This is a genomic window from Acetobacter fabarum (assembly GCF_022483405.1).
Taxonomy (GTDB): Bacteria; Pseudomonadota; Alphaproteobacteria; order Acetobacterales; family Acetobacteraceae; genus Acetobacter; species Acetobacter fabarum.
This window is the reverse complement of the sequence record NZ_JAKVNI010000001.1, coordinates 911,593-926,819: the sequence shown is the minus strand read 5'-3', so window position 1 is coordinate 926,819 and position 15,227 is coordinate 911,593. Positions and strand designations below refer to the sequence as shown.

The following is a 15,227-nucleotide window of genomic DNA, read 5'->3' as shown; positions in this document are numbered from 1 at the left end:
ATATCACTTCCACCGGGCTGTGTTCATCAGAACGGTGCGTCAATATCAACAGTGTTGATCAGCTTGTGGTTAACAAACTCCTTGATCCCCAGACCGATCAGCTCACGGCCATAGCCGGAACGGGCAATACCCCCGAACGGAAGATCGGCCTTTGGTGCCAGCGGATGGTTGATAAACACCATGCCTGTGCGGATCCGGGCTGCAACACGCGCACCACGCGCCTCATCCCGCGTAAAGACAGACCCACCCAGACCATAGGGCGAATCATTGGCAATACGCACGGCGTCATCTTCATCTTTCGCACGGTAAAGCTGTGTTACCGGGCCGAAAAACTCCCAATGGCGGGCTTCGTTATTCTCATCCAGACCGGTCATGAGCAGCGGCTGGAAGAACGCGCCCTTACCCGGCACGGGAGCACCGATAACTTCTACCTTTGCGCCATGGCTCATGGCCCGTGTTACCTGATCGTGCAGGTCATCCTTGGCACCCTGGGAAGAAAGCGGAGCCAGTGTGGTGGCTGGGTCCATAGGGTCACCCGCCTTAAGCTCGGCAACACCTTTTTTGTACAGCTCCAGAAAGCGGTCATACACGGCATCAGCCACAATCAGGCGCTTGGCAGACACACACACCTGCCCTGCATTCCAATGGCGGCCCAGCACGGCCCATTTGGCAGCCTTTTCAACATCGGCATCATCCAGAACAATAAAGGCGTCTGCGCCACCCAGTTCCATGGTTGCCTTTTTAAGGGCTTTGCCCGCCGTGCCTGCGATAATAACGCCAGCACCTTCGGACCCGGTCAGGGCCACGCCGCAAACGCGGGGGTCATTCAGGATCATGGCTGTATGCGGGCGCGCAGCATACAGGTTGCGGAACAGACCTTTTGGCAGACCGGCTTCTTCCATCAGGCTCTGGCAGGCTGCTGCACACTGCGGCAGGTTGGAAGCATGCTTGAGCAGCACGGCATTACCAGCAGAAAGCTGGGGCGCAATAATGCGCACAACCTGATAGAAGGGGAAATTCCAAGGTTCAATTGCCAGCACAATACCCAGCGGTTCATGCACCAAAGTGGCCTTGCCTTCCGAGGGATCGGCAACCGGCAGGGCTTCAGGCTGGAGCAGTTTTTCGGCAAATTTTGCGTAATATTCAAAAATTTCGGCTGAAAGAATCACTTCTTTTTTGGATTCTTCAAACAGCTTGCCCATTTCCAGCGTGCCAAGCAGGGCATATTTATCCACATCCCGGCGCAAAATGGCGGCGGCGGCCGTCATGACCCGTGCACGTTCTGCAAAGGATGTTTCGCGCCAGCTTTCATAAGCTGCGTGAGCCTGTGCCAGTGCGGTCTGCACTTCCGCATCCGTTGCATCGGGGAATGTGGCTAGAACTTCGCCCGTATAGGGGTTTGTTGACGCGTAGGCCATTTTTTCCTCACAAGTATTAAAAGTCGCCAAGGCAGAAGTGTGCACAATCTACCCCGCACCCGATGCGCGACCGCGCACAACATCGGGGCGATTAAAAATAGACCAGTCTATTTAATTGTTGGCACATGAGAAGCAGCCGGATGCTGCCCGCTTCTTGCGCCCACAACCTGGAACAACAGTGCACGACCATAACTCCACACAAACAGCACCCCGCCAAAACCGTGGCTTGCTGGTTTGTGCTACTCATGTTGTCTATATATGTATGGATATAGATGCGGTCAACGACGAAAATAGACCGATCGGCTCATATCCGCCCTGCACGTTACGCACATGCTTGTAACAAAAGCATTTTAAAAAAGACCAAACCGGGTCGGTTTGAGTTACACGACCCGCCGGATCAGGGCAGAAGGAGCCGCTGGGACGCCTGCCATGTTTTTTCAAACGGCTGGGAGCGGTGCGTAATCTTGACCATTAAGGTCGCGCCAAGCCAGAGCTGGTATAAAGCCCCCGCCAGTGCCTGAGCCTCCATACCGCGCTGGACCGAGCCTTCCTGTTGCCCTTCCGCAATGGTGCGGGCAATGCGGTCTATGGCTTTGGCTGTGCCGGTATCCAGAATTCTCCGCATGCGTTCGGACAAGTCAGATACTTCTGCTGCCAGCTTAACAATCAGGCATTTATCGCCTGTTTTCCCATCCACATGCGTTTCCTGCCAGAAGCGGAAATATGCAAACAGCTGGTCCGCTGCATTACCAACATCGGGTGAGAACAGAGTGTCCATTTTTTGCAGATAATCATCCATGTAAATCCGCAAAAGCTCTTCGCCAAAAGCCTCCTTCGAATCAAAATAATGGTAAAATGATCCTTTGGGGATACTTGCAACTTCCAGTATCTGGGAAATGCCTACAGCAGAAAACCCACGCTCCCCAACAATAGACCGTGCGGCTTCTACAATACGCCTTTTGGCTGCATTATGCTTTTCTACAACACTCATGCGTATTTAATAGAGTATCTACAGTGCTCAGTCAATACAACTAGACCGATCGGTCTATAAAAATCCCCTTTTACTCTGCCGAATTCTTTGCGCCATGCCGGCACCAAAGAGCCTCTCCGGCTCCATGCCCCACATACTCATCACATTGCTGCTCATGCGCTTAACCTGCTGTGCAAAGCGTTCAAAATCTGTTCCAATTACGGCATGGCCACCGCACAAACATCTGCCGCATCCCCGATCAGGAAGGTTCTTTCCGTCGTTCTGTTCAATCTGCTTGTCTATATTGTTATAGGCATGCCCAATGCGGTCCTGACCATTTTTGTGCATACAACGCTGGGCTACAGCACAACGCTGGCCGGGCTAACCTTTGCCCTACAATATCTGGCCACCTTTGCGGCCCGCTCCTCCGCTGGACGGCTGGTGGACAGAATAGGCCCCAAACCCGTGGTTATTGGCGGGTTACTGACTTGCGTCTGTTCCGGGCTGCTCTTGGGGGGGGCGGGTCTGCTGCCATATGCCCCCTCTGCTTCCCTTGCCATTATATTGCTCAGCCGCCTTTTTCTGGGCTGGGCAGAAAGCTGGACAGCAACGGGTGTTATCATCTGGAACATCCACCGCGTGGGGGCCGAGAACACAGCACTGGCCATATCATGGAACGGAATATGCTCTTACGGGGGCATTGCTCTGGGGGCACCGGTTGGTGCGGCACTTGCACTCCTGCCTGCACCGTATGGGGGGCTGGTCTCGGTTGGTGCCCTTTCTGCCGCATTACCACTATTCGGGCTTGCCCTTATTGGCTTTTACCACGGAGCCCAGCCTCACCCATCAACTGAAACACCTATTGCTTTCAGCAAGGCATTGCATCTGGTTCTGTGGCACGGCTCGGCCCTTGCCGCAGGCTCTATCGGGTTTGCCGCCATCTCGTCTTTTCTGGCACTGTATTATGCAGCCCATCATTGGACTGGCGCGGCTACGGCACTTGCTGTTTTTGGCATCGTGTTTGTGTGTATCCGGTTTTTCTTTGCGTCCCAGATCAAACGGCGTGGAGGCGTGTTTGTCGCCATTGTTTCCTTGCTGGTCGAAGCGATTGGACTGGTTGTTATTGGTGTTTTTCCGTCCCATACCAGTGCATTGCTGGGGGCAGCCCTAACAGGGGCAGGCTTTTCGCTTCTGTTCCCGGCATTAGGGGTTCTGGCAGTTAACAAGGCAGGCCCTCATAACCGTGGTGCCGCACTCAGCGCTTATTCCATCTTTCTGGACCTGGCCATTGCGTGTTCGGGCTTTACACTCGGGCCTATCATTGAACTTGCAGGCTACCCCGCCATGTTCCTGGCCAGTGCTACCTGCTGCCTGGTCGGGGCCATGATCAGCCACCTGTTAACACGTGCGCCAGATCACACCTAAGCGGGCTTAACCCCAGACATAAAAAAAGCCGCCCCGAGAGGCGGCTTCAGACAGCATTTCTGCTGGTCTGGTCTTAAACTGCCTTGAGATTGACAGCAGACTTTTTGCCGTTACGGCCAGCTTCGATTTCGTAAGAAATCTGCTGCCCTTCGCTGAGCGAAGCCATACCTGCACGTTCGAGAGCAGTAATGTGAACGAACACGTCCTGCGCACCATCCTCAGGCTGGATAAAACCGAAACCCTTGGTCGAATTAAACCATTTTACGGTGCCTGTTGCCATAACTAGGCTCCTTTTTAACGTCGTGGTCGCGCACAGAACACGTGCGCAATCGTAACTTCTAACAGGACAAGGCTGGCACAACGCGCACCAACTCGCCTTATAAGAGCATCCACTCTATATTTTTCCCACACCTCCAATACAAAGGCAAGTTATTATTTTTATAATGGACATAATTTTATTTTATGAGATCAAGAAATTTATACATGATATTGAATTTGTTACACCTCATTAATTTACATATCATTCCAATTTATTTTTACACATCTCTTTTTTTATAATCTTTTAAAGGCTGCTCCTTTCCATAGCCCCTTCCCCAACATTGCCCCTGCATGCTGGATGGAAACCACAGTTCGCGTTATGGAGCACTCTTTGGTCCATACAAAACACCAAGGCCTGTCTGCATGCCCCACTCCTCCGCCCCACAAAACCAGACAACGGGTTCTGATGGTGTTGTCTGGAAAGATTTTCCTCAGGCGGCCCTTCTTAACCTTGTAACAACAGAAATCGTGCGCAATTTTGCACGCCCGTTACAAGATGATAACCGGCGCGTACATGCCCCTACGCTATTTGCGGCTTTAGGGAGTGTTTGTGGGTTTTCCGCCCAAACCAGCCTGCTGGCGCTCATACATTCTGGGCAACGGCCGGAGCAGGATATAATGGCCCATACACTGGCTGGGGGGCGGACCTTTCTGTTTGGTGAGCAGCTCAACCAACTGCTGATGCAAGGTGACGCCAGTGTGCATAACCCCGGCCTGTGGCCCTGCCTGAGTGGGTCAGCACTCCAGAACGGCTGCTCTGCACAGGATCTACCGGACCTGAATGCCCAGTTTGCAAGCGTTGCCAGCCGTCTGGGCACCGCAGAAGAAGGCATGCCTGATGTTGAAGCCCACTTCCGCCCCCTGATCGCTACAGAAAACCTGCGCGAGGCCATGTGGGCATACGTGGAACCTATTTTTCAGCAGGATTACCCCGATCAACCCGGACCATATGGCCCGCTCCCAAAGCCGTTCTGGGGCTCCGCCATGACCGTTGCCACAGGCATGCTGTTCAACACCATGTTCAAGGTCATGGACACGCGCATTGCCATGACCATTATCCTGCAATCCGCCATTTTTGGTTCAAAAATTATAGAAGCCTGAAGCAGCGGCCCCAACCCGGTCAACTCACGAGTTGACCGGCCTTGTCTGCCTTACGGGCTTTACGGCGGGCAAGGCGTTCCTTCATGGCCATCCGCTCATAGCGGATTCTCTGACGCACCCAGTTCAGAATACCGGAAGACATCAGCACAATAATACCCACGAATGTCCAGCCATCCAGCGGCTGGCGGAATACGAGGTAGCTCAAAGCCACCCCCCACACCATCTGGCTGTACTGCGGCAGCGCAACACGGTTGGCAGGTGCTCTGGCTGTTGCCATCATCATCATCAACTGCCCCAAAGCCGCAAGAAAGCCATAACCAAACAGATAGACCCATGCTGTCGTTGTGGCAGGCCATTGTGCATGCAGCCCCATAAGCAGCCCATTGCCAACCAGAGGACCAATCAGGCTTGAACCAAACAGAGACAGGCGCGTGGGCTCCTTATCCGCCAGACGATAGGCAATAACACTGCCAGCGTTGGCAAAAGCTGCGATCAACGCACACAGATGCCCCCATTGCAGCGCCCGAAGCCCGGGGCGCAGAACAATAAGAACCCCGACAAACCCCAGCACAACCGCCAGCCATGCCCAGAATGACACTTTTTCCTTGAGCAGCAGCACGGACAGGATTGTCACAAACAGCGGCATAAGAAACATAAGCGAAAGGGCTTCGGGCATGGGGAGCAGCATAAACGCTTCCACACTGGCAGCCGTAGCAGCAAACACACACCCTGCACGCAGCAACCACATGCCCCATTTTTGCGGCCTGACGATATCCAGATAGGATTCACCGGACCTGCGGATAAAGGGCAGAATAAGAAAACCAAAAACCCCGCCAGAAAAAGCCACTTCAAATGGATCAAGCTGGCCAGCCAGCAATTTGGAAAATGCATCACTCACTGCAAAAGACGCATAAGCGCCAAAGGCCAGAGCCATGCCGGAAAAAAGAGTCTTTGTGTCCATTGAAGCCGCTATATCTGTGAGAAAAGTCCTGTATTCAGGACAATATTTGGTAGCAATAAGGGCCAGCTAGCACAAAGTAAAACGGTAATTTTTGCGCTGTATTTCTGGCATCAGGTTTTTCAATCAATCCCATGTTGCGCATAAGGCAAAATCAGACCGACAGAAAACACCTCTTTTGCACCATGCGGAGCCCGCTACCTCAGGGTAGAGGAGCATCCGGTGCGTCACCCGCAAGATCCTTCACCAAAAACCACCATTTTTCACGCGTTTTTTTATTCTGTTTTGCGTGATACATGGCCTTATCGGCCCGTTTGAGCAAACTTTCGGCATTTTCACCATCCTGCGGGTACAATGCTACCCCCAGTGTCATACCAACAGTTGCGGTGTCCTCCACTGTAACCGGAAAAGGCTTTTCAACTGCTGTATGCAGCGCGGCCAGCACAACTTCCACCTGCTCAACCGCCTGCGTGGGTGTCAGTCCCTCAAACACCACAACAAACTCATCCCCACCCAACCGGGCAACAAAATCTGTCTGGCGTATCCGGGCTTGCAGGTTTTGCCCTAGTTGCTGCAAGAGCCTGTCCCCAGCTTCGTGCCCGTATGTATCATTCACCTGTTTAAAGCCATCCAGATCAATCATGCCAATGGCAACACTGGTCGTCTGGCGCTGCGCACGGGCAAGAGCTTGCGGCAGATACTCCGTAAGCGCCAGACGGTTGGGCAGGCCGGTCAGCATATCATGCCGGGCGCGGGCAGCTTCCTGCTCCTGCAAACATTCAATGCGCTGTTTCACATCAAGCTTGTCCAGCGCATGGCCCAACAGGCTGGCAACCCGTTTGCACAATGCAATGCTTGGCGCATCAAACACCTGCGCCTGAGGGGAAACAAAGGTCATGATCGTCCATATCTGGCCATCACGCCAAATGGGTGCGCACAGCACCGCACGCCAGTTATTGGTGCGTATAAACTCAAAGCAGGGACTATTGGCCTGCTCTGCAAGTTCATCGTTGCTATAAGCAAGATCCTTGTCGCGCCATGCGCGCATAATCACCAGCGGCTGGGACAGGGAGCAGGATTGATCCAGACAGTTGTTGATCTGCTCTATCCCTTCGGTACCCTCCCCGGCATGGGATAAAACCTCCAGATGCCCTACATCGCTTACTCGACCAATCCAGACCGCATGGAACAGCGTATCCCGCACCAGATCCAGACAGGCCCGGCGACACATCTCGCGTTCATCCGTGGCCAGCAACACGGCATCTGCCGCGTTCACCAGTGCATGGTACAAACGCCTTGCGACATCCCTGCTGGTCACATCCTCAAGCGTCCAGACAGAAATATCATTTTGCAGATCAGACAATTTTACGCCTGAGCAATCAGCAATCAGAATCTGCCCATCGGAGCGGGCAAGGCGCACGCCGGTTATCCGCACTGTACGCTTTTGCGCAAGCTGCTCATAAAACTCGGCAATACGCTCGAACTCGGCCTGGTCTGCGTACAGAATTTCGGTTGATTGACCAACAAGGGCATCAGGCTCCAACCCAAACATATGCGTGGCATATGAGTTGGTCATCTGAACAACCCTGTTTTTTACAAGAAGAATCCCAACAAGGGAATTATCCAGCAAAGCGGTTTTCAACTGCTGGCTGTAAATCCTATCCAGCCCCATGGAAATATTAATGCAGACTTCCTTGAGCAGGATCTGGAGCTGATCATCAAAAATATCTGCTTTTTCATGATAAACACTAAAAACAGCCCAGACCTTGCCATCCCTGTAAATCGGCAGAGCCGTATTGGAACGCAACCCCAGCTTGAGCGCGCGTTCTTTCCACGGCGCAAGGGCGGCGTTACTTGAGAAAGACGCATTAAAAATAGGTAGCCCCGTGCGCCAGACCTGACCAATAGTACCCCCGCCCTTCCGGCAGGTCCCCCCGCGCGGAAATGGCAATATTATTCAGATACGCCCGCGCACCGCTTATTGCGAGCATCTGAAACCACTGCGCTTCATCCGGTCGGGCAATAAGGGCAATTCTAAAATGAGTATAGCGTATGGCCATATCGCAGATTTCCTGCAAAAGCCCCGCTTCATCATTTGCCTGACTGGCACATTGGCTGGCCTGTGCCATAAACATGTTAAAATCGGTCAGCCTGCGCAAATGCGCCATCTGCTCACGATCACGCCGACGGATTAAAAACTCCCCGACGAGCAATAACAGGACAAGCAGCAGGGCCTCCGCACTCCAGCGCGCGGGAGCCTGCTGGCTATATGCGTGCCACACGCGCGAGGAAGATACCAGCGTCTGCACAACAAACGGGTAACCCGGCACAGGGGCCAGCGCGACCATTTCCGGCTTTACAGACAACAAAGGGTGAACCTGCACCTGCATATGCAGCAAATGGGTCAGGGACTGCCCGCTCCGGGTATCAATAACCGTAAAATCCCAGTTCCGGTAATCCGGTGGCAGTTCCTGCTCATCCAGAAACCTGCTGAGCCGGTAAGGAGACCCTAAAAAATATCCCGCTTTTCCACCGTCTTTTTCGCGCACCCGCATTGGCAGCACGACTGTTCCCAGACTTTCCGAATAATGCACAGGCCCCAGAAGGTGATGTGGCATTTTGGGAACGGGCAAAAAATCCCGTAATGGTTCATCCAGCGCCTTTTTCTGCTCCGAGCTGGACCATTGTATGCTCTCACCATCAGCCCCCAGAACGCTAAAAGTCGAGTAAGTCGGGCGCGAAAGCAGATAGTGCCGAAGCGACAGTTCAACCTGGGGAGAAAGAGGAGTGCCAAGCTTGTCATCCGCACCGCGCAGCGCGGCCAGCGCCATATCCAGCTCGGTAAAGCGGGTATCCAGCCGCTCCATAATCAGGTTGGCATAAGCCTGACTATCCCGGCGGGCAGCCTCGTTAATTCTGGAAATGGCATGCTGGTATTCATCAAACTCAACGGCTGTACCGCAGATTGCCACAACCAGAACCGGCAGCCCGTAGCTCACCATCATTTTTGCCGGCTTTTTTATGGCTCTGAAAACCTGAGAAGCCACGACAAAGAAGGATGGGAATGGACTCACGCGCATGACCATATGCTGGATTTTATAACAAGCTCACAGGCAATATATACGACGCTATGCCAGAGACTCTATGTTTTTTAAGTAATGGATACAAATATTTTACAGATTTTTTGCAAAAATCAGCACGCGGCCCAAATTCATAAAAAGTCAAACCAAATATGGATTAAATTTTCTGGCCACTCGCATGCGCTGCATCACGTCTTTGCAAAATCCAGACATGCTCAAACCCCGGTTCTTTTCCCTTTATGCCTCTGGGCACAGGCAGGCGCTCAATACTCTCGATATTATAAGTCTGCCCGTAATACCGCTCCACATCATGCGCCATAACGGCATAGGGCGGACCAGACAGGCGGGACTGATCATATTCAACACAAATCAAAAACTGTTCTGATTTACAGGAAATTTCCATAACATGCTGCGCATAACGCACGCGTATATCCTCAGGTAATGCCACCAGAGCAGCCCTATCGTAAACCGCATCAACCGGACCGAGTATGGCATGTGTCAGCACAAAAATATCTGCTACAAAAATTTTTATATCAGGACCTTCAAACACCATGATTTCTGGAGACAGAGAAAACACAGCGGGTTGAATCCCCAATTCAGCAAAAAGCTGTTCAACCGCCAGGCGGCTCAGTTCCACACCGACAACTTTGTACCCCTGTTCTAGAAGCCAGTGGATATCCATTGTCTTCCCACATAATGGCACAAAAACCCGGTCCCCCGGAGCCAAACCGAGCCTGGAAAAATACTGCACCAAAGCATGATGCGGGCAAGGAGTATGAAACCCGATTTCGTTTTGACGCCATTTTGCAAGCCAGAACTCTGCGTTCATGAATACACATGCCTCCGCCAAAACAAATAATTGCTCACCGCGCGTGGGGCGCCAATAAAATAACAACCGTACCCAGCAGGCATAAACCCACACCCAGAAAATCCCACGGGTCTGGTCGCGCTCCTTCTGCCAGCCACATCCAGAAAACCGCCACCAGAATGTAAATACCTCCATAGGCCGCGTAAGCACGCCCCGCCACGGATGTATCAATCAGGGTTAAAAGATACGCGAACAGAAGCAGGCAACAACACCCCGGCACAAGCCAGAGGGGCGTTTTTCCCAAACGCAGCCACCCCCAGAAGGCAAAACACCCGCCGATTTCAGCTATTGCAGCAGCCAGAAAAATTAAGCCTGTCTTCATACTCTCTTGTCGCAACCATCTATCTGATCCTTCACCGCTCCTTTAAAAGAGGGCCGGATAACGGATCCTGTCTGCATATCACGCTTCAGAGCAAAAACCTGACATTAAAATTAAGCCATTTAAACCAGTCAGGCACCGTATGAAGCAATGCTTTACCTTGTTTGTTTTTCTCCACAATCCACTAGCAAAACCCTGCTTTTCCGCCCCGGAGCAGGAGCGGGAAATTATCCTTTAAATAACTGTAAAATTAGATTTTTTTTACCTATTTTTAAAAAATATATGGACGCTCCACTGTTGTAACGCCAATGTGACAATGGTGGTATGAGAATCACGATAAGCTTCATGGTGGGGTTTTGCTGCGAAGCAATTCCCCCAGATCTTAAAACATTTTTGACGCCTTGCGATAACAATAAAAACATTACGTGTGTCATCACAAGGGAATATATACGACATGAGTTTGGTTATTTTTGACAAATTTATTGAATATAATGCACAAACACTAGAACTATATTTTATTTTTTCTGTTCTGTTTTATGTAACATGCCACTTTCTGAAAAATAATTTTCCAATTCCTCAGGCTTTCAACAAAATTTATTTGACTTTGCAATCACCCATATATTCAATTTTCAAAAGACCTCACACACCAAACCATGCCTTGCGCAATGCGGTTCTTCCATCTGGCATGAATGTCATGAGGCAGATGTCCCTCTGGTTTAGCCTTCTGCTTAAAGATTGAGTCCATGCCAGAACTTGCAAACCCGCTCACGCTCTCAGGCTATACCAACACGTTTTACGCGGCCATTCTTGAACAGGCGACTGATGGCGTCATCATCATTGATGACCAGAACAGGATTGTTTTTTTCAATGCTGCGGCAGAGCATTTGTGGGGGTGTTCGGCATCTGCGGTTCTGGGGAATAATGTTGACCTACTGATCCCCCTGGGGCACCGCCAGCACCATAATGACTATATTGAACACCATCGCAAGACGGGGATTCACCGCCTTGTCAACACCTCGCGCGAAGTTACGTTTGTTCGCAGCAATGGGGATTATGTTGCCGCAGAACTCTCGTTATCTACTGCTCTGATCGGGAAAGATAACAAACGCTATTACATGGCCTTTATTAAAGGTGTGACCGAAGAAGTCCACCGCCGCAAGCTACTGGAACTGCAAAGCGAGGTTTTTGCCGCACTCGCAGACTACACAACCATACACGATGTTGCAGATATGCTGTGCAGCAAGGTGGAAGAACTTGTTCCCAACAGCATAGCCACACTCCTGCACATTACCCCACAGGGGGGGCTCTCCATTCTTTCGGGGAAAAGCCTGCCCAGCAGCAAGGTCAACAAGCTGGACAATCTGGTTTTAAGTGCTTCGGATATCCAGACCCTGCGCGCAAACCCACACCATGCCTGCGCCCTGATCTGGACCCCAAAACAGGGTCAGAGCCAGCTCAACGATCTGCATGACTGCTGGGCATCGGCCATCTGCAACGGTGCGGGAGAACTGATCGGTATTTTTGCACTTTTCTCACGCAACAAGGAAAAAATCACTGACTGGCCGCAAAAAATTGTCACAGGGTGCATTCCGTCCTGCGCATCCATTATAGAACATGAAAAAACACTCTATAAAATCAATAATTTTAATAACATTGATTCCCTAACGGGGCTTCTGAACAGAACAGCCCTGTCCACCCGCCTGAGGCAGATGCTGGCACAGACTGGGCAGGCACCCTTTGCTATTCTGATGCTTGACGTTGATCTTTTGCAGGATGTCAACAATGTCATGGGGTACAATAGTGGAGACATCCTGCTCCAGACCATTGCCCGCCGCATTGCCGCTTTTTGCCGCGGGCAAAATCTGGTTGCCCGTTTGGGAGGGGATGATTTTGTGGTTGTCATGCCTGATGCAGACCGCAACAAAGCCTGCAAACTGGCCCATGACCTGAACTGCATATCCCGCGAGCCCATAGAGGTTAAGGGCCGTGATCTGGTTGCCTCCCTGAGCATAGGGATCAGCCTTTACCCCGATGATGGCACGGAAATAGAGGAAATACTGGGTGCTTCCGAAATTGCCATGCGGCAGACCAAAAAACAGGCCCGTGGCGGGTTTCGTTTTTTTGGCAAAGGCGGCAACAGCAATATGCGCGAACGCCTGATTATTGGCTCTGCCCTGCGCGAAGCATTGCAGAAAATGCAGCTTCATCTGGTCTATCAGCCCCAGATTTGCGCATTAACGGGCACCCTGTGCGGCGTTGAGGCACTCAGCCGCTGGTTCTTCCGCACTTTTCGTGATGGGTATCTTGTACTTAGGTTCCGGAACTGGGAAATCCAGAAAGTCGTTCACTTTCATGGATATTCCCCAGTGTCACGCCTTCGGTCTCTTGATCTTCCCCGTTCCCTCGTCGTTCGTCGTGTTGTTGCACTGGACAACAGAGTGGAGATCGAAGTCAGTCTGCGAAAGCGGAGTGCAGTGTGTCCGGACTGTCAGTGCCCGACACGACGCATTCACAGTTTCTATCAGAGAAAACTCGCGGATCTTCCATGGCAGGGCCGTCCAGCCACGCTGATCGTTTCTGTGCCGCGCTTTTTCTGCCAGACGATGCTTTGTCCACGTCGGACGTTTGTCATGCCCCTTGAGGGGATAACCGTGCGTCATGGCAGACAGACCACACGTCTTGCCGATCTTCATTATTATATCGCCCATACCCTGGGCGGTTCCGCTGGAGCACGAATGACCGTGCGCCTGTGTTGCCCCATCAGCGCCGATACTCTTGTCCGCCGTCTTCTCTCACGTGCGCAGAACACCACAAAAGGCATGGCCCGTACACGTGTGGTGGGGGTGGATGACTGGGCATGGCGGCGGGGACATCACTATGGAACGATTGTGGTTGATCTTGAGAAAAATGATGTCATTGACCTCCTGCCAGATCGGGACGCTGATACCCTTGCCCGATGGCTGCAGGTCCATCCCGGTATTGAAATCATTGCCAGAGACCGTGCCGGTGCTTATGCAGACGGATGCCGCAGAGGCGCACCATCCGCTCTTCAGGTGACAGACCGCTGGCATCTGCTGAAGAACCTGTCAGACGCTTTTGTCAGCATTCTGGACCGTTTTACGACAACAGTGAGGACCCTGACACGACAGCTGAACGTATCAACGGCAGTAAGCAAAATATCTGAAACAATCAGAGCGCATCCAGAAGAGGCGCAGGCGGTCGTCAGGTCAGCCTCTGGGGAACGACGTGATATTCTTTTCAAGGAAGCTCTTGCCCTGAAAGCAGAGGGACACAGCATTCAGGCTATCGCCACAACGATCGGGGTAGAGAGAAAAACCGTGCGGCGCTGGTTTCAGCGGGGCCATGCACCACCATGGAAAAGGACGGTTCCGCTACGCAGCATACTCGTGCCTTACGCAGCCCACCTGGAAAAGAGATGGTCCGAAGGATGTCGCAATAGTCGTCAGCTATGGCGGGAACTCCTGGAGCAGGGCTTTGCAGGACAATATGGCACCGTCTGGAAATGGGTGGCGACGCGACAGGGATGTTCCGCGAAACCCGTTCCTTCCGCGCATGTCGTTGCACCTCGGGGACGCAGACTTGCGCGGCTTCTCCTCGCAGAGGATCCGTTATCTGCCGGACAGGAGGGACTGCTGGTTCCTGCCCTTCTGGAAGCTGAACCGCACCTTGCCGTCACACTCTGCTGGCTCAGGAAAATGCAGACCCTGCTCTGTAAAAGGGGTGACACCTGCACGGGAGGCGATCTGAAGGCTCTGCTGGAAGAAGGAAAGACGACGCTGCTGTCACGTCTGATTCCCGCGCTTGAACGGGATGCGGCTGCCATTGAAGCGTCTCTTGTCACACCTTGGACAACCAGCCCGGTTGAAGGACAGATCAGCCGACTGAAAATGATCAAGCGAACCATGTTCGGAAGAGCAGGCTTCGAACTCCTCAGGGCGCGTGTCCTTCAGCCCGCATAATCAAAAAACATCATCACGAAAAGTGCGGAAGAACCCAGCCGCTGGCAGCACCCCACACTTGGCTTTATTCCACCCTCCACCTTTATTCCCATTGCCGAGGAAACCGGGCAGATTGAAGCCATAGGTTTATGGTCGCTGGATAAATCCTGCCAGCAGGTCATAGAATGGGAGCAGAACAATGTTTACGTTCCCATTGTCAGCGTAAACATGTCTGCCGTTCATTTTTGCAGCATGGACCTGCCAGACCAGATCCTATCCGTATTGCAGAAGTACAATCTGGCCCCGCATCGCCTGACCATAGAAATTACCGAAAGTGTGGCCATGCGGCAGGACCCCGAAACAGCCGCCAACCTGACCGCCATCCGCAATATTGGTGTTGGCCTGTCCATGGATGATTTTGGTACGGGCTTTTCGTCCCTGTCGCGGCTTGCACAACTCCCGCTGACAGAGATCAAAATCGACCGTAGTTTTATTGAGAATTTTGAAAACAACATCAGTTCTCTTGTTGTGGCAGAAGCGGCAATCAACATTGGCAAACGCCTTGGTATCAAGGTCGTTACAGAAGGTGTTGAGCACGAAGCGCAGGAAACCAAGTTGCAACAACTGGGTTGCGATATTCTGCAGGGCTATTTTTACAGCAAACCCCTCCCCGCAAAGGACATGCCCCTCTGGCTGGACACATTTCCCGCCAGACGGGCCATCTCCCCCTTGGCCTGAGCGGGCCTGTTCTTTTATAACTCTTTTACCACGCAGGCATGGCGCGCTTCTTCTCACGCACGGCGCCATGCGC

At 52.3% G+C, this 15,227-nt stretch carries 13 protein-coding genes and 1 pseudogene; 6 read left to right on the top strand and 8 right to left on the bottom strand.

The window, feature by feature from the left end:
* Window positions 1-26 precede the first annotated feature (26 nt).
* Both LKE65_RS04510 and LKE65_RS04505 read right to left on the bottom strand, forming a co-directional pair.
* On the bottom strand, window positions 27-1,418 hold the full coding sequence (locus LKE65_RS04510; RefSeq protein WP_278740594.1) for an NAD-dependent succinate-semialdehyde dehydrogenase: 1,392 nt from the start codon (window positions 1,416-1,418) through the stop codon (window positions 27-29).
* A 397-nt stretch (window positions 1,419-1,815) separates the two neighbouring features.
* Complete coding sequence (locus LKE65_RS04505; protein ID WP_278740593.1) at window positions 1,816-2,409, bottom strand: TetR/AcrR family transcriptional regulator; 594 nt, start codon at window positions 2,407-2,409, stop codon at window positions 1,816-1,818.
* Between the two features lie 204 nt (window positions 2,410-2,613).
* On the opposite strand from LKE65_RS04505, the gene LKE65_RS04500 reads away from it, so the two are divergent.
* Complete coding sequence (locus LKE65_RS04500; protein WP_278740592.1) at window positions 2,614-3,813, top strand: MFS transporter; 1,200 nt, start codon at window positions 2,614-2,616, stop codon at window positions 3,811-3,813.
* A gap of 73 nt (window positions 3,814-3,886) precedes the next feature.
* On the opposite strand, the gene LKE65_RS04495 is transcribed toward LKE65_RS04500, so the two are convergent.
* Window positions 3,887-4,093 (bottom strand): cold-shock protein, encoded by a 207-nt coding sequence (locus tag LKE65_RS04495; protein WP_086645119.1) that lies wholly within the window; start codon window positions 4,091-4,093, stop codon window positions 3,887-3,889.
* Between the two features lie 401 nt (window positions 4,094-4,494).
* On the opposite strand from LKE65_RS04495, the gene LKE65_RS04490 reads away from it, so the two are divergent.
* Window positions 4,495-5,232, top strand: a complete 738-nt coding sequence (locus LKE65_RS04490) for a hypothetical protein (protein ID WP_278740591.1) — start codon at window positions 4,495-4,497, stop codon at window positions 5,230-5,232.
* A gap of 19 nt (window positions 5,233-5,251) precedes the next feature.
* Here the strand turns inward: LKE65_RS04490 and LKE65_RS04485 are convergent, their stop codons facing one another.
* The 5 genes from LKE65_RS04485 to LKE65_RS04465 form a co-directional block, all read right to left on the bottom strand.
* On the bottom strand, window positions 5,252-6,193 hold the full coding sequence (locus LKE65_RS04485) for a DMT family transporter (protein WP_278740590.1): 942 nt from the start codon (window positions 6,191-6,193) through the stop codon (window positions 5,252-5,254).
* A 199-nt stretch (window positions 6,194-6,392) separates the two neighbouring features.
* Entirely contained in the window at window positions 6,393-8,141 is a 1,749-nt protein-coding gene (locus LKE65_RS04480; RefSeq protein WP_278740589.1) for a diguanylate cyclase domain-containing protein, read from the bottom strand.
* Window positions 8,059-9,195 (bottom strand): hypothetical protein, encoded by a 1,137-nt coding sequence (locus LKE65_RS04475; RefSeq protein ID WP_278740588.1) that lies wholly within the window; start codon window positions 9,193-9,195, stop codon window positions 8,059-8,061. The genes LKE65_RS04480 and LKE65_RS04475 overlap by 83 nt, the downstream gene beginning before the upstream one ends.
* Before the next feature lie 232 nt (window positions 9,196-9,427).
* The gene (gene tmpT, locus LKE65_RS04470) at window positions 9,428-10,099 is read right to left on the bottom strand and encodes a thiopurine S-methyltransferase (protein WP_278740587.1); all 672 of its coding nucleotides are present in this window, start codon (window positions 10,097-10,099) and stop codon (window positions 9,428-9,430) included.
* Window positions 10,100-10,133: 34 nt separating this feature from the next.
* Window positions 10,134-10,460 (bottom strand): YnfA family protein, encoded by a 327-nt coding sequence (locus LKE65_RS04465; protein WP_086645115.1) that lies wholly within the window; start codon window positions 10,458-10,460, stop codon window positions 10,134-10,136.
* Between the two features lie 451 nt (window positions 10,461-10,911).
* Between LKE65_RS04465 and LKE65_RS04460 the strand changes: the two genes are divergently transcribed.
* The 4 genes and pseudogenes from LKE65_RS04460 (at window position 10,912) to LKE65_RS04450 (ending at window position 15,154) form a co-directional block, all read left to right on the top strand.
* Window positions 10,912-11,196, top strand: coding sequence for a hypothetical protein (locus tag LKE65_RS04460; RefSeq protein WP_278740586.1), 285 nt, complete (start codon window positions 10,912-10,914; stop codon window positions 11,194-11,196).
* 4 nt (window positions 11,197-11,200) lie between these two features.
* A pseudogene (locus LKE65_RS13530) lies at window positions 11,201-12,556 on the top strand (diguanylate cyclase domain-containing protein); the annotation flags it as partial.
* 267 nt (window positions 12,557-12,823) lie between these two features.
* Window positions 12,824-14,437 carry an ISL3 family transposase gene (locus LKE65_RS13525; RefSeq protein WP_075624942.1) on the top strand — a complete coding sequence of 538 codons (1,614 nt, stop codon included), beginning with the start codon at window positions 12,824-12,826 and terminating at the stop codon, window positions 14,435-14,437.
* Between the two features lie 9 nt (window positions 14,438-14,446).
* A complete protein-coding gene (locus tag LKE65_RS04450; RefSeq protein WP_341461205.1) occupies window positions 14,447-15,154 on the top strand; it encodes a putative bifunctional diguanylate cyclase/phosphodiesterase in 708 nt (235 codons plus the stop codon).
* Window positions 15,155-15,227 lie beyond the last annotated feature (73 nt).

Bases quoted from the DNA above. Each gene is read 5' to 3' on its own strand.
- LKE65_RS04510 (WP_278740594.1), bottom strand. From the start codon at position 1,418: ATGGCCTACGCGTCAACAAACCCCTATACGGGCGAAGTTCTAGCCACA.
- LKE65_RS04505 (WP_278740593.1), bottom strand. From the start codon at position 2,409: ATGAGTGTTGTAGAAAAGCATAATGCAGCCAAAAGGCGTATTGTAGAA.
- LKE65_RS04500 (WP_278740592.1), top strand. From the start codon at position 2,614: ATGGCCACCGCACAAACATCTGCCGCATCCCCGATCAGGAAGGTTCTT.
- LKE65_RS04495 (WP_086645119.1), bottom strand. From the start codon at position 4,093: ATGGCAACAGGCACCGTAAAATGGTTTAATTCGACCAAGGGTTTCGGT.
- LKE65_RS04490 (WP_278740591.1), top strand. From the start codon at position 4,495: ATGCCCCACTCCTCCGCCCCACAAAACCAGACAACGGGTTCTGATGGT.
- LKE65_RS04485 (WP_278740590.1), bottom strand. From the start codon at position 6,193: ATGGACACAAAGACTCTTTTTTCCGGCATGGCTCTGGCCTTTGGCGCT.
- LKE65_RS04475 (WP_278740588.1), bottom strand. From the start codon at position 9,195: ATGATGGTGAGCTACGGGCTGCCGGTTCTGGTTGTGGCAATCTGCGGT.
- tmpT (WP_278740587.1), bottom strand. From the start codon at position 10,099: ATGAACGCAGAGTTCTGGCTTGCAAAATGGCGTCAAAACGAAATCGGG.
- LKE65_RS04465 (WP_086645115.1), bottom strand. From the start codon at position 10,460: ATGAAGACAGGCTTAATTTTTCTGGCTGCTGCAATAGCTGAAATCGGC.
- LKE65_RS04460 (WP_278740586.1), top strand. From the start codon at position 10,912: ATGAGTTTGGTTATTTTTGACAAATTTATTGAATATAATGCACAAACA.